This window comes from Stenotrophomonas sp. YJH_SMC_27 (assembly GCF_059369815.1).
Window position 1 is genome coordinate 24,265 of sequence record NZ_JCAFTA010000006.1, and the last position, 13,800, is coordinate 38,064.

General features: G+C 66.7%; 9 protein-coding genes. 4 read left to right on the plus strand and 5 right to left on the minus strand.

Going from position 1 to position 13,800, the window contains the following annotated elements; translation table 11 throughout:
* Positions 1 to 90 precede the first annotated feature (90 nt).
* Positions 91 to 438, minus strand: coding sequence for a phasin family protein (locus AC5P7R_RS10680; RefSeq protein ID WP_019660945.1), 348 nt, complete (start codon positions 436 to 438; stop codon positions 91 to 93).
* Positions 439 to 556: 118 nt separating this feature from the next.
* The gene (gene queD, locus AC5P7R_RS10685) at positions 557 to 919 is read right to left on the minus strand and encodes a 6-carboxytetrahydropterin synthase QueD (protein ID WP_005407953.1); all 363 of its coding nucleotides are present in this window, start codon (positions 917 to 919) and stop codon (positions 557 to 559) included.
* Between the two features lie 192 nt (positions 920 to 1,111).
* Between queD and AC5P7R_RS10690 the strand changes: the two genes are divergently transcribed.
* On the plus strand, positions 1,112 to 3,751 hold the full coding sequence (locus AC5P7R_RS10690; RefSeq protein WP_111099285.1) for a TonB-dependent receptor plug domain-containing protein: 2,640 nt from the start codon (positions 1,112 to 1,114) through the stop codon (positions 3,749 to 3,751).
* Positions 3,752 to 3,824: 73 nt separating this feature from the next.
* Positions 3,825 to 6,419, plus strand: a complete 2,595-nt coding sequence (locus AC5P7R_RS10695; protein ID WP_478436193.1) for a M14 family zinc carboxypeptidase — start codon at positions 3,825 to 3,827, stop codon at positions 6,417 to 6,419.
* Between the two features lie 537 nt (positions 6,420 to 6,956).
* On the opposite strand, the gene AC5P7R_RS10700 is transcribed toward AC5P7R_RS10695, so the two are convergent.
* Positions 6,957 to 8,360 (minus strand): DEAD/DEAH box helicase, encoded by a 1,404-nt coding sequence (locus AC5P7R_RS10700; RefSeq protein ID WP_155028908.1) that lies wholly within the window; start codon positions 8,358 to 8,360, stop codon positions 6,957 to 6,959.
* 905 nt (positions 8,361 to 9,265) lie between these two features.
* Between AC5P7R_RS10700 and AC5P7R_RS10705 the strand changes: the two genes are divergently transcribed.
* Together AC5P7R_RS10705 and maiA are read left to right on the plus strand one after the other, a co-directional pair.
* Positions 9,266 to 10,255: a fumarylacetoacetate hydrolase family protein gene (locus tag AC5P7R_RS10705; RefSeq protein WP_005415155.1), complete on the plus strand. Its 990-nt coding sequence runs from the start codon at positions 9,266 to 9,268 to the stop codon at positions 10,253 to 10,255.
* A gap of 14 nt (positions 10,256 to 10,269) precedes the next feature.
* Positions 10,270 to 10,938: a maleylacetoacetate isomerase gene (gene maiA / locus AC5P7R_RS10710; RefSeq protein WP_227853670.1), complete on the plus strand. Its 669-nt coding sequence runs from the start codon at positions 10,270 to 10,272 to the stop codon at positions 10,936 to 10,938.
* 45 nt (positions 10,939 to 10,983) lie between these two features.
* Here the strand turns inward: maiA and AC5P7R_RS10715 are convergent, their stop codons facing one another.
* Both AC5P7R_RS10715 and AC5P7R_RS10720 read right to left on the minus strand, forming a co-directional pair.
* Positions 10,984 to 12,444 (minus strand): UdgX family uracil-DNA binding protein, encoded by a 1,461-nt coding sequence (locus AC5P7R_RS10715; RefSeq protein WP_188250028.1) that lies wholly within the window; start codon positions 12,442 to 12,444, stop codon positions 10,984 to 10,986.
* Positions 12,425 to 13,708, minus strand: a complete 1,284-nt coding sequence (locus AC5P7R_RS10720; RefSeq protein WP_111103838.1) for a putative DNA modification/repair radical SAM protein — start codon at positions 13,706 to 13,708, stop codon at positions 12,425 to 12,427. Before AC5P7R_RS10720 ends, AC5P7R_RS10715 begins: the two co-directional genes overlap by 20 nt.
* Between the last annotated feature and the right edge of the window lie 92 nt (positions 13,709 to 13,800).

Sequence of the window (13,800 nt, forward strand, 5' to 3'; positions counted from 1 at the left end):
GCCAGGCAAAAAAAGACCCGGCAGAGGGAGGGATCTGCCGGGTCCGGATTGCATGGGGGGAGGGACCCACGCAATGAGCGTTGCGTCGCGTCAGTGGTTGCTCGCGTCCGCCGTTGATTCGTTGTAACCCTGCACCAGTTCGGACCACGCCTTGCTGGCCACCAGGCCGAGACCGACCACGTCCTGCTGGGCCTGGCCCAGCCGCTGCAGGTTGTCCTGCCACAGCTGTGCGCCCTTGTTGAGCATCCCGGCCGCGTCGTCGCTGCGGGCCAGTTCGCCCAGCCAGCCGCCGGTCGCGGTCAGGTTGCGCTCCATCACCTTCAACTGCACGCCGAACATGCTTTCCGCGTTCTCCAACGCCAATCGGTTTGCGCGCGTTGCGGCGGCGGCGAACTGGCGGGTGGCATCACTGAAGCGATCGCTGAAGGCGGCGGCCATGGGGGGCATCAGGGAGTGGCTTGATGCATTGCAGCATACGCCGTTGATGCGGCAATGCAACAAAAATAACAAAGGCGCTCAGGGCGCCTTTGAAAATCCTTTCAGATCAATGAGTTGATCAGGCCGTCGGGCCGCGGTAGCGACAGCCGGAGGTGCAGGTTTCGTGCACGGTGATCTCGCTCAGCGCCGGCAGGCTGGGCTTGAGTTCGTTCCAGATCCACACCGCCAGGTTCTCGCTGGTCGGGTTCTCCAGGCCGGGGATGTCGTTGAGGTAGTGATGGTCCAGGCGGTCATAGATCGGCTGGAAAGCCGCCTTCACGTCGCCGAAGTCCATGATCCAGCCGGTCTGCGCACCCGGCTCGCCCTCGACCTTCAGTTCCACCCGGAACGAGTGGCCGTGCAGGCGCGCGCACTTGTGCCCCGGCGGCACGTTGGGGAGGCGGTGCGCCGCCTCGAGCATGAAGACTTTGAAGATTTCCATGGCGCGATTGTACGCCGCAGGTGGCCGGCCATCCTGAGCGATTGTTGGACTTTCGTGAAGTAATTCTTTCCATCCGGATGAAGAGATGATAGTTTCTCTTATATCCGTATGAAGAGATGTTATTGGCCGGACCCCGGCTTGGCATGGACTACTGCGGAACTACGTCGCCCTTTCCACCTCCCCCACATCGTCATGCCCAAGCACACCCTGCTCGTGGCGGCCCTGGCCGTCGCTCTGGCCGCGCCTTTGTCCGCCGCCGCCGAAACCTCCGCCGACGCCAGTGGCGAAGCCAGCACCCTGGCCGCCGTGCGCGTCACCGGTTCCAACATCAAGCGCACCGATACCGAGGCCTCCAACCCGGTGCAGGTGATCGGCCGCCAGCAGTTGGAACAGACCGGCAAGGCCACCGTCGCCGACGTGCTGCGCTCGATCTCGGCCAACACCGGCAACGCTGCCAACGAAACCACCAACAATGGCTGGGCGTCCGGCTCGGCCGGCATCGGCCTGCGTGGCCTGTCGCAGAAGAACACGCTGGTGCTGCTCAACGGCCGCCGGCTGGCCAACTATGGCTTCCCGGCCGGTGGCCTGTCCGACACCTTCGTCGATCTCAATGCGCTGCCGCTGGTCGCGGTCGAGCGCATTGAGGTGCTCAAGGACGGCGCCTCGGCGGTGTACGGCTCCGACGCCGTGGCCGGCGTGGTCAACATCATCACCCGGCAGAACTTCGAAGGCGCCGAGATCGGCGGCAGCTTCGGCGGTGCCGACCAGGGCGGCCTGCACGAGCAGAACCTGAAGTTCGTCGGCGGCCTGGGTGATCTCGACACCGATGGCTACAACATCCTCTTCAGTCTGCAGGGGTACAACCGTGAGCGCCTGGACCAGGACGAACGCAACCTGACCAGGAGCGGCATCTACACCGACAAGCCGGGTGGCCGCTGGAACGGCTGGTCGGCCAAGGGCGCGCGCTACCTCATCAACGGCGTGTCGGTGCCGATGCTCGACGCCAACGGCAACTGCCCGGCCGGCACCACCCGCGTTGCCAGCGCGCCGATTGATGGCCTGTCCGGTGACACCTGCGGCTTCAACCAGGCGCCGTTCACCACGCTGATCCCCTCGACCAAGCGTTACCAGGCCTATGCCAACGGCACCTTCCGCCTGAACGACAACGTCGAGGCCTTCGGCGAAGTGCTGTACAGCCAGATCAAGAGCGCCGCGTGGTTCGGCAGCAGCCCGTTCTTCACCCTGGAAAGCGGCCGCTTCGCGTTGAACGCCAACAGCGGCCTGGCCGAGCCGGTGTCGTCGCTGCTGCCGGCCAACAATCCGTACAACCCGTACGGCCGTGCGATCCCGATCGAGTACACGTTCTTCGACCTTGGTGGCACCATCAAGACCAACCGATCCACGGCCTATCGCGGCGTGTTCGGCCTGCGCGGCACCACCGCCAACTGGGACTGGGAAGTGGCTGCATTCGGTGCGCGCAGCAGCGAGCGCGAGAGCGTGTCCGGCGGCTTCGCCAATCGCTGGGCGCTGGCCGACGCGCTGGCCACCGGCAGCTACAACCTGCTCAACCCGGCGGCCACGCCGCAGTCGGTGCGCGATTCGATCAACATCGCCACGCTGCGTCCGGCCGAATCCAAGCTGCAGGGTATCGATGCGAAGATTTCCGGCAGCCTGGGCCATACCTGGGCGGGTGAGATCGGCTTCGCGGCCGGTGCCGAGTGGCGCCGCGAAAAGCTCGACTCCAACAACCCGTGGCAGATCGATGCCGGCCTGCAGGTGCGCCCGGCCATTGCCGAAGTACACGGCAAGCGCCAGGTCAGTGCGGCCTACGCCGAAGTGAACGTGCCACTGGCCTCGACGCTGGAGCTGTCCGCTGCCGCGCGCGCCGACCACTACGACGATTTCGGCGATGCGTTCTCGCCGAAGATCGGCCTGCGCTGGCAGCCCCTGGATGTCCTGCTGGTGCGTGCGTCCGCTTCCAAGGGCTTCCGCGCACCGTCGCTGTCGGAAAACTCCAACAGCACCAGCATCGCCTACGGCAGCGTGGTTGATCCGCGTGATCCGGACGTGCCGGGCTCGCGCCAGAACCCGACCTTCTTCACCGTCGGTAACAACGCACTGAAGCCCGAGCGAACCAAGAGCGTGAACTTCGGCGTGGTGCTGTCACCGTGGGCCAACACCAACCTGAGCGTGGACTATTACCGCATCCAGCTGGACAACCTGGTCGGCACCAACAATACCCAGACCCTGGTCAACGACAACGTGGCTGGCGCGGTGCAGCGCGATGAGCGCGGCAAGCTGCAGGCGGTTTACAACCGCTACCAGAACCTGAGCGAGCTGAAGACCTCGGGTATCGACGTCGAACTGCGCCAGCGCATCCCGACCGCGGCGCTGGGTGACTTCACCGTGTCCTCGGCCTATACCCACGTGCGCGACTACCGTCGCCCGACCGTGGTCGGTGGCCCGCTGGTGGACTACGCCGGCAGCAACCTGGGCGCGACCCTGCCCAAGGACAAGGCCACCACCACGCTGGACTGGAAGTACGGTGATTTCAACGCCGCAGTAACCTGGTACTACACCAGCAGCTACCGCCAGGAAGCCAGCACCGCAGCCAAGGCCGTGCAGCAGCGCGTCGGCAGCTATAGCCAGTACGACCTGTACCTGGGCTACACCGGCATCGACAAACTGACGCTGTATGCCAAGGTGCAGAACCTGGCTGACAAGACGCCGCCGTACGACGCTTCGTTCCCGGGCATCCGCGCGCCATACGACTTCAGCCAGTACGACCTGCGCGGCCGCTACTTCACGCTAGGCTTCGATTACCGCTTCTGATCCATCCGCTGCGGCCGGTTTCTTCAGGGAGCCGGCCGCGCGACCGTCTGCCGTTGTGTCCTGGGGAGTCACCGTGTCCTTGCATCGTCGTGCCGTTCTTCCGTTGCTGATCGCCGCCGCCACCGCACTGTCCTGCCCGCAGCCAGCGCAGGCACAGAGTGCGTACTTCTTCCCGCAGGCCGTCGACGCGGCCGCGTTCGATACGTCCATTCCCACACCCGAGCAGTTCCTCGGCTACCCGATCGGCAGCCGTTACACCCGGCACGACCAGCTGGTGGCGTACTTCCAGGAACTGGCGAAACGCTCGGACAAGATCAGCGTGCGCGAGATCGGCCGCAGTTACGAGGGGCGCCCGTTGCTGATCGCCACGGTAACCGCTGCCGGCAACCACGCGCGGTTGGAACAGATCCGCCAGCAGCACGCGACCCTGGTCGATCCGGCGCAGCCGCGCAGTGCGGCGGGCGACAGCCCGGTGGTGGTGTGGCTGGGTTACAGCGTGCATGGCAACGAGACCTCCAGCGCCGAGGCGGCGATGCTGACCGCCTACTACCTGGTGGCCAACCGCAGTGCCGAGACCCAGCAATGGCTGCAGCAGGCGGTGGTGCTGTTCGACCCGGCGCAGAATCCGGACGGTCGCGATCGCGCCGCCAACTGGCACAACGCGTGGGCCTCCGATCCGGCCTCGGCCGACCCGGCTGACAAGGAGCACGTCGAGCCGTTCCCGCAGGGCCGCACCAACCACTACTTCACCGATCTCAACCGCGACTGGCTGGCCCTGACCCAGCAGGACTCGCGGCCGAAGGTGGAGGTGTTCCACCAGTGGTACCCGAACGTGCAGATCGACTTCCACGAAATGGGCAAGGACAGCACGTACTACTTCGAGCCTTCGCCGAAGAGCATGCACAGCCCGTTGATTCCGGCGCCGTCGTACGAGTTCAACAAGACCCTGGCCAAGTACCACGCGCAGGCGCTGGATGCCTTGGGTTCGCTGTACTACACCGGCGAGAATTTCGACAACTTCTCGCCGGTGTACGGCTCGACCTATCCGGACTTCCACGGCGCGGTCGGCGTCACCGTCGAGCAGGCCAGTTCACGTGGCCGCGTGCAGGAATCGGTGAATGGCCTGCTGACCTTCCCGTTCACCGTCCGCAACCAGGTCGCCACCGGGCTGGGCACGGTGCGTGGTGCAGTGGCCGAGCGCAGTGGCCTGTTCGACCTGCAGAAGCAGTTCTTCCAGAGCGCGTTGAAGCAGGCCGCACAGCAGCCGGTGAAGAGCTTCGTGTTCGGCGACGCGCACGATCCGGCACTGACCCGTCGCCTGCTGGAACTGTTGCTGCTGCATCGCATCGAGGTACGTGCGCTGGAGCGTGCAGTCACCGTCGATGGGCAGCGCTTCGATGCCGGCAGCGCCTACGTGGTGCAGTTGCAGCAGGCGCAGTTCCGCCTGGTGCATTCGATCTTTGCCGAGACGCCGCCGATCAAGGGCGACGTGTTCTACGGCAGCACCAGCTATGCAATCGCACCGGCCTACGGCGTGGCCTTCGCCGGCAGCCGCAGCCGTATCGAAGGCGGCGCACGGGTGACTGCGTTGCCGGCGCAGCAGGGCGCGGTGCTGGGTGGCCAGGCCGGGTTCGCCTACGCGATCGACTGGCGCGACTACAACGCCGGGCGCGCGCTGGCCGCGCTGCAGGGCAAAGGCGTGAGCGCACGTGCAGCATTCCAGCCGTTCACCACCGCGACCGCGCAGGGCGACGTCAGCTTCGCCGCCGGCAGCCTGGTGATTCCGGTTGCCGGGCAAGCGCTGCAGGGCGCGGCGCTGCTTGAGGCAGTGACATCGGCCGCGCGCGAGGCAGGTGTGCAGGTGCACGCGCTGTCCAGTGGCCGCAGCCGCGAAGGCATCGATCTGGGCAGTGACGGCGTCAAGGCGCTGCGCAAACCCGCGGTTGCGCTGGTGATGGGTGAGGGCGTGGCCGCCACCGAGATCGGCTCGGCCTGGTTCCTGCTCGACCAGCAGTTGCATTTGCCTGCCAGCAAGCTGGACCCGCAGCAGCTGGGCAAAGTGTCCCTGGACCGCTACACCACGATCGTGCTGTCCGGGGGTACCTACACCGGCGTCGATACCACGGCGGTGGCTGCGCTGAAGCGCTGGGTGCAGGCGGGTGGCTCGCTGGTTACCTACGGCAGTGCATCGAAGTGGGCGATCGAGCAGAAGTTGGCCGACGGCGAGAAGCTCGGCAAGGAAGAAGAGACTGCCGACGAGAGCCGCCGTGCATTCGGTGACCAGCGCGACATCGCCGCGATCGAGCGGGTCAGCGGCAACATCCTGAGCGCCGATGTGGACACCAGTCATCCGCTGGCGTTTGGCGTGCCGCGCCGGCAACTGGCGATCAACAAGGAGAGCACGGTGACGCTGCAGCCGAGCACGAATCCGTTCTCGACGGTGGTACGCATCGACACACCGCCGCGGGTGAATGGCTATCTTTCCGAGCGCAACCGTGCGCGGGTGGCGGGCAGCGCGTGGGTGCTGGTGTCGGCGCAGGGGCAGGGCAACGTGGTGCTGTTTGCCGATGACCCGGCGCACCGCAAGTACTGGCACGGCACGGACCGGTTGTTGATCAACGCGATCTTCTTCGGGAATCTGGTGAATCCGAGTAAGGCGCGGGGTTGAGGCGTTTGGCGCCGAGTCGTTGTTGTGCTTGGGAGGCAGGGGGCCTCAGCCAGGACACGCCGTGAACCCATCCATGGGGGCTCGATGGCGCCATCCTTGGCGCCAACGGTCCTGGCTGAGGCCCCCTGCCTCCCATGACAGTTTCCTGCGGGCGCGGACGCATCAGACCCCAAGGCGGGAGCAAGGGCAAAAGCAAAGCCAGGAATTGCGGCTTCGGCTTTTGACTTTGAATTTGAATTTGAATTTGAATTTGATCTTTCTTCTCCCGGCTACCCGGCGGGAGAAGAAGGCGCGGGCAATGCTTGAAGCGGATGGGCGTGGGGCCAGCGCAAAACCGTGAGGCGCATGGATGCGCCGACCGAGCCCCCATGGATGGGTTTACGGCGTGTTTTGCGCTGGCCCCACTCCCACCCTCCCTCAGCGCAGCACACCGCCGGCTTCTACTCACGGTAGCCAGCAACAAAAAAGGACGGCGCGTCAGCGCCGTCCTTCGATAGCCCCCCGCGCAGCGGGAAGCACCCTCCATGTCAGCTGGGATCAGCCAGCGCGACCACCGCCGCCACCCTGGCCACGACCACGGCCGCCACCACCGCCACGGCGCTGGCCCTGGCCGGCACCTGCACGCTGCTGGCCATTTCCACCGCCTTCGCGGCGGCCACCGCCGGCCTTCTTCGGGCCGGCATGCGCATGGCGCGGCGCATCACCGTGCGGACGGCGTGCGTGGCTCTTGCGCGGTGCGCGCTCGCCGGTATCGTGCTCAGCCTTGCCCGGCGCACTGTTGCCCCAGCGGATCGGAACCTGCAGTTCGAAGCCCGGTACATCGCGGATGTCCATGTCGCGGCCCAGCAGGCGCACGATCGCGCGCAGCAGCTTCACTTCATCCTGCGCCACCAGCGAAATCGCCTGGCCGGTCGCGCCGTTGCGGCCGGTACGACCGATGCGGTGCACGTAGTCCTCGGCCACCATCGGCAGGTCGAAGTTGATCACCTTCGGCAGCTCGTTGATGTCGATGCCGCGCGCAGCGATGTCGGTGGCCACCAGCACGGTCACGCGGCCGGCCTTGAAGTCGCCCAGCGCACGCAGGCGCTGGCCCTGGCTCTTGTTGCCATGGATCGCCGCAGTCTTGATGCCCGACTTTTCCAGGAACGTGGCCAGTTTGTCGCTGCCGTGCTTGGTACGGGCGAACACCAGGGTCTGCTCGCGGCTGTCCTGCGCCAGCAGGTGCAGCAGCAGGTCACGCTTGCGGCCGGCATCGACCGGGTGCACGCGGTGGGTGATGGTTTCGGCCACGGTGTTCTTCGGCGTCACCTGGATCTGTTCCGGGTTGCGCATGAACTCCAGCGCCAACTGGCGGATGTTGTCCTCGAAGGTGGCCGAGAACAGCAGGGTCTGGCGGTTCTGCTTCGGCAGCTTGGCCAGGATGCGCTTGATCGACGGCAGGAAGCCCATGTCGAGCATGCGGTCGGCTTCGTCCAGCACCAGCAGTTCAATGCCGGACAGGTCGACGCTGCGACGCTCCAGGTGGTCGATCAGGCGGCCCGGGCAGGCCACCAGCAGGTCCACGCCACGGCGCAGGATGTCCAGCTGGTTGCCCATGCCGACACCGCCGTAGATGCAGGCGCTGGGGATACGCAGGTACTTGCTGTAGCCGCGCAGGCTGTCATGCACCTGGGTGGCCAGTTCGCGGGTCGGGGCCAGGATCAGCGCACGCGGCTTGCGCGGGCCGGCACGCACTTCCTGCGAGGCGGTGCCCAGGTGCTGCAGCAACGGCAGGCCGAACGCGGCAGTTTTGCCGGTACCGGTCTGTGCGCCGGCCAGCAGGTCGCGACCGGCCAGCGCCAGCGGGATCGCCTGCTGCTGGATCGGGGTCGGGTTTTCGTAGCCCTGCTCGGCAAGCGCACGCAGCAGGAAGGGCGCCAGGCCCAGCGATTCAAAAGACATTGAGATTGCTCCAGGTACAAGAAACGCCTGTCCGAACGGACAGACGGGGGCAGATCAAAGTGATCGGCTGACTCGGAGCGTTCCCGTGAACCGCGCTGCGAGAATTGGGTGCAGCCGGCACGAAGCGCCGGCTGGAATGCGTGACGAACGGCGTCGGAGTGGGGGCGGGCGAAGAGGGCGGACCCTGGTCGCCGGCGGTCCCGGAGGGAAACGGACGGCCGCTGCAGACCCCGCAAGTCTAAACGATGTTTGAGACTTCACGCAAAAAGGCCTGTTCAGGTAAGCGGTTCTCTCTGCAGGGCTGCGCCCTGCACCCGCAGAGGCCAAAGCGACGTCAACGTCAAAAGCGGGTTTCCTGAGGGATGGCGGGGTGGGTCCGGTGGCGGGAGACGCCGTAAACCCGTCCATGGGGGCTTGGCCGCGGCATCCATGCCGCGGACACTCCCGCCACCGGGCCCACCCCGCCTTCGACAGTTTCCCGCGAGCTGCTGGGACGTCTCTTGGTGTCAGATCCGCTTTCCTTTGGAAAACGGATCTGTCCCCCGGAATTCCATTCGATATCTGACCAATGTGTCGACCAAGGTCGACATCCACCAGCAGTCGCCGGAATGTGTCGAGGGCGGGCGGTGTCGGATTGCGGGGTGTCCGCGGCATGGATGCCGCGGCCAAGCCTACAGGGACGTACTTGCGGCGTCCCCGCAATCCGACACCGCCCAGGCAACCCACGGAAAGCCAGCTGTTGCCGTTGCCGTTGCCGTTGCCGTTGCATTGAGCAGGTGCAGGGCTGCAAGCCCTGCCGAACCCCCCACTACGGTAGGCTGGGCCGATGCCGCGCTGCAGCTTGGCGCCGCCGCAGATTTGATTACACTTGAAACTTGTTTGCCCACGACTCCGGACACCCACCCATGAAGCTTGGTTCCTTGAAGGAAGGCGGCCGCGACGGCACCCTGATCGTCGTCTCGCGTGACCTGCGCCACGGCGTGCGCGCCACCGGCATTGCCGCCACCCTGCAGCAGGCCCTGGAGGACTGGAGCCACATCGCGCCACGCCTGAACGCCCTGTACGAATCGCTCAACGCTGGCGACGCCGATGGCGTGTTCGACCTCGATCCGCAGGCGCTGGCCGCACCGATGCCGCGTGCCTATGAGTTCGTCGATGGCAGCGCCTACCTGCCGCACGTCGAGCGCGTGCGCCGCGCCCGCGGTGCCGAGGTGCCCGAGAGCTTCTACACCGACCCGCTGATGTACCAGGCCACCAGTGCGGGCTTCTACGGCCCGCGCGATGCGGTCAAGGTGGTCAGCGAGGACTACGGCATCGACCTGGAAGCGGAGATCGTGGTGATCACCGACGACGTGCCGATGGCGGCCACTCCGGAACAGGCCGCCAGCCACATCCAGCTGGTCGGCCTGGTCAACGATGTCTCCCTGCGCAACCTGATCCCGGGCGAGCTGGCCAAGGGCTTCGGCTTCCTGCAGTCCAAGCCGCGTTCGGCGCTGTCCCCGGTGTTCGTCACCCCCGATGAGCTGGGTGCTGCGTGGCAGGACAGCAAGGTGCACCTGCCGCTGCTGACCCACATCAACGGCCAGTGGTTCGGTGCGCCGGAGGCGGGCGTGGACATGCAGTTCAACTTCGCCCAGCTGGTCGCGCATGCGGCCAAGACCCGCCCGCTGGGTGCCGGCACCATCGTCGGCTCGGGCACCATCGCCAACGAAGACACCAGCAAGGGTGCCTCATGCTTCGCCGAGCAGCGCGTGGTCGAGACCCTGCGTGACGGCAAGCCGAGCACGCCGTTCATGTCCTTCGGCGACGTGGTCCGGATCGAGATGCTCGACGCTGCCGGCAACAGCATCTTCGGTGCGATCGAGCAGCGCATCGAACAGGCGGCCAAGCCCTGAGCATGGAGGCGGCGATGGAGATTCCGGTCGACGACGGCATCGTGCTGTACACCTACTGGCGATCCAGCGCCGCCTACCGCGTGCGCATCGGCCTGGAGCTGAAGGGCCTGGCCTGGGAGGCGCGGCCGGTGCATCTGGTGCGCGACGGTGGCGAGCAGCACCATGAGGCTTATCGCGCGCTCAATCCGCAGCAGCTGGTGCCGACCCTGCTGCGTGAGGGGCACACGCTGACCCAGTCGCTGGCGATCCTCGAGTACCTGGAAGAGCGCTTCCCACAGGTGCCGCTGCTGCCTGCCGATGCTGCGGGCCGCGCACGGGTGCGGGCGCTGGCGCAGCTTGTGGCCTGCGATATCCATCCGATCAACAACCTGCGGGTGATGCAGTACCTGGAACGCGACCTGCAGCTGCCTGCCGACACCCGCACGCAGTGGACCCTGCACTGGATCGCCGAAGGCTTTGACGCGATGGAAGCGATGCTGGCCAACAGCCGCGACACCGGCACCTTCTGCCACGGCGACCGCCCTGGCCTGGCCGACATCTGCCTGTTGCCGCAGCTGTACAACGCCCACCGTTTCGGCCTGGACCTGGCACCGTACCCGACCCTGCGCCGCATCGAAGCGGCCTGCCAGGCGCTGGACGCCTTCGACCGCGCACGCCCGGAAAACCAGCCCGACGCCGCCTGAAAGCAGAGGGGGCGGAACGGATCACGTCGTAAGTGCATTTACGACTTAATCCCCTCCGTCCCCTTTCTGTTGCAATCGGGCCAGGTCATCGCGGAACAACCGGTAGGCCTCCTCGCGGCGGGCATCGTCGGTCTGTCGCAGCACCCACGCCGGGTGCACAGTGGCGTAGCCGCGCGTGCCATCTTCGAGGGTGTGCCAGCGTCCGCGGTCGCGTGAGAGGTCGAAGTCACGACCGAATACAGAGGCTGCCGCTGTCGCGCCCAGGCACACGATCACCCGGGGCCGCACACGCGCGATCTCGCCCATCAGCCAGGGGCGGCAGGCCTGGATGTGGCGGCTTTCCGGTCGCTTGTGCAGCCGCACCTTGCCGCGCCGCTCATGGTGGAAGTGCTTCACCGCGTTGGTGAGGTACAGCTGGGCGCGATCGATTCCCAGCTCCGCCAGTGCGCGGTCCAGCACCTGGCCGGCGGGTCCTGCGAACGGCTGCCCGCGCAGATCCTCGGTGTCGCCGGGTTGTTCTCCGACCAGCATCACCTCGGCCCCTGCCGGCCCCTGGCCGAACACGGTCTGCGTGGCCTGCTCCCACAACGGGCACTGGCGGCAGGCGCTGGCCTGTCCGCGCAGATTGTCCAGACTGCTGGCATCGGTTGCCGGCGCCGCAGCGTTCGCACGTGGGCGAATCCTGCGTCGCGGCGCCTGCGCCGGCCGGTCATGCATCTCCTGCACGCGGTCGGCCGCATCGCGCACCAGGCGTGGCAGCAACTGTGCTTCAGGCAGATGGCGCCAGTACTTGGCCGGCATTTCCTGCATCATCATCCGCGTGTTGAGCCGGGCCGGATTGAAGATGCTGGCGTAGTAGGTCTGCCACAGCGACTCGCGTGCATCCTCGGGCGGGGCATCCTCACGCCGTGCACCGGGGCCGAAGGCAAGCGCCTGCCCATCCCAGGCGACGCTGCGCGAAGGCGTGAGGATGGCCCAGCGCATGCCGGTGAAGCGGCGCGCGAAGAAGGGCGCGACCCGGTCGACGATGTGGTGCTGTGGCTCGAACCAGGCGATGAACGCATCAGGCTGGCCAGGCACCTCGCGGAAGCGCACGAATGCCTTCATCTTGTGCGTGTCACGGCGGACCGCCTGTGCCATGGCCAACGCCCGCAGTACGTCGGCATCGGCGGGGTTTGACAGCACCGAGCGTTCGTCATGGGTGATGCGCCACAGCAACCGGTACAGGAGGGCCATGCGCTGTCCGTCGCGATGGCACAGGCAGGTGGCCGCCAGCTCCAGGAAGTCGCGCGGTACCGTCGGTGCGCCAGCATCGGCCTGTGCGGGCGCCGAGGTGACCGCTGGCGCGTCCAGCAGTGATGCGTCGCTACCCTCGAGCCAGTCCAGCTGCTCCGGCGCGACGCCGCGCAGCAGGGCTTCGCGCGCACCGCTGCGCCAGGCGTCCAGCGACCACGGCGGATCCACCCGCAGCGACCAGCGTTGCGCGTCAGGCTGCGGGCGGGGCATCGAACAGCGAACCCTGGCGCGGCGGCGGGGCCAGCTGCGCGCGCAGCGCCGCCGGATCGTCCAGCGCTTTGCGCGGGTGATGGTCGGCCAGCAGCACGAACGGCAGCAGCTTGCTCATCGGTGCCTTCAGGCGCGCGATGTCGGCCACGCGCAGCCGCCCGTGACGGCGCGCCATCAGCACGCGCTTGACGTTGCGCACGCCCAGGCCGGGCACGCGCAGCAGCATTTCCTTCGGTGCCCGGTTCAGATCGACCGGAAAGCGCTCGGGGTGGCGGATCGCCCAGGCCATCTTCGGGTCGATATCCAGGTCGAGCATGCCGTCCTGGGTGGTATCGGTAATCTCATCCACGCCGTAGCCGTAGAAGCGCAGCAGCCAGTCGGCCTGGTACAGGCGGTGCTCGCGCTGCAGGGGCGGCGGCTGCAGCGGCAGCTGGCGGCTGGCATCCGGAATCGGGCTGAAGGCGGAGTAGTACACCCGGCGCATGCGGTAACTGCCGTACAGGCTGTCGGCGCTGGCCAGGATCTGCTGGTCGTTGGCCCCGTCCGCGCCGACGATCATCTGCGTGCTCTGCCCGGCCGGGGCGAAACGGGGAGGGCGCGGGCGTGCGCTGCGGCTGGCCGTCGGCGCCACCGCTGCGGGGGCCTTGCGCGCCTCCTTGGCTTCCTCGATGCGCCAACGCAGTTCGCCCATCGCGCCACGGATGGAATGAACCGTCTTCTCCGGCGCCAAGGCGCTCAGGCCGGCTTCGGTCGGCAGTTCCACGTTGATGGACAGGCGGTCGGCATAGCGCCCGGCACTGGCCAGCAGTTCCGGCGAGGCCTCGGGAATGGTCTTGAGGTGGATGTAGCCGGCGTAGCGGTGTTCTTCGCGCAGTTGCCGGGCTACTTCCACCATCTGTTCCATGGTGTAGTCCGCATTTCGGATGATGCCGCTGGACAGGAACAGGCCCTCGATGTAGTTGCGCTTGTAGAAGTCCAGGGTGAGCGTGACCACCTCATCCACGCTGAAACGTGCACGCGGCACGTTGCTGGAGACCCGGTTCACGCAGTACGCGCAGTCGTAGACGCAGAAGTTGGTCAGCAGGATCTTCAGCAACGAAACGCAACGGCCATCCGGCGTATAGCTGTGGCAGATGCCCATGCCTTCGGTGCTGCCGATGCCGCCGCTGGCGCGTGAGTCGCGCTTGCCCGAGCCGCTGGAGGCGCAGGAGGCATCGTATTTGGCGGCGTCAGCCAGGATGGCAAGCTTGCGGATGGTTTCCATTGCGGAAACCTACGGATGAGCGGTCTCAATGGATGAGACCGGCCCTGAATCCTTCAGGCTTGCGCCGGGCATGGCCCGGCGCTACCGGTGTC

Bases quoted from the DNA above. Each gene is read 5' to 3' on its own strand.
- AC5P7R_RS10700 (WP_155028908.1), bottom strand. From the start codon at position 8,360: ATGTCTTTTGAATCGCTGGGCCTGGCGCCCTTCCTGCTGCGTGCGCTT.
- AC5P7R_RS10690 (WP_111099285.1), top strand. From the start codon at position 1,112: ATGCCCAAGCACACCCTGCTCGTGGCGGCCCTGGCCGTCGCTCTGGCC.
- queD (WP_005407953.1), bottom strand. From the start codon at position 919: ATGGAAATCTTCAAAGTCTTCATGCTCGAGGCGGCGCACCGCCTCCCC.
- AC5P7R_RS10680 (WP_019660945.1), bottom strand. From the start codon at position 438: ATGGCCGCCGCCTTCAGCGATCGCTTCAGTGATGCCACCCGCCAGTTC.
- AC5P7R_RS10705 (WP_005415155.1), top strand. From the start codon at position 9,266: ATGAAGCTTGGTTCCTTGAAGGAAGGCGGCCGCGACGGCACCCTGATC.
- AC5P7R_RS10715 (WP_188250028.1), bottom strand. From the start codon at position 12,444: ATGCCCCGCCCGCAGCCTGACGCGCAACGCTGGTCGCTGCGGGTGGAT.
- maiA (WP_227853670.1), top strand. From the start codon at position 10,270: ATGGAGATTCCGGTCGACGACGGCATCGTGCTGTACACCTACTGGCGA.
- AC5P7R_RS10720 (WP_111103838.1), bottom strand. From the start codon at position 13,708: ATGGAAACCATCCGCAAGCTTGCCATCCTGGCTGACGCCGCCAAATAC.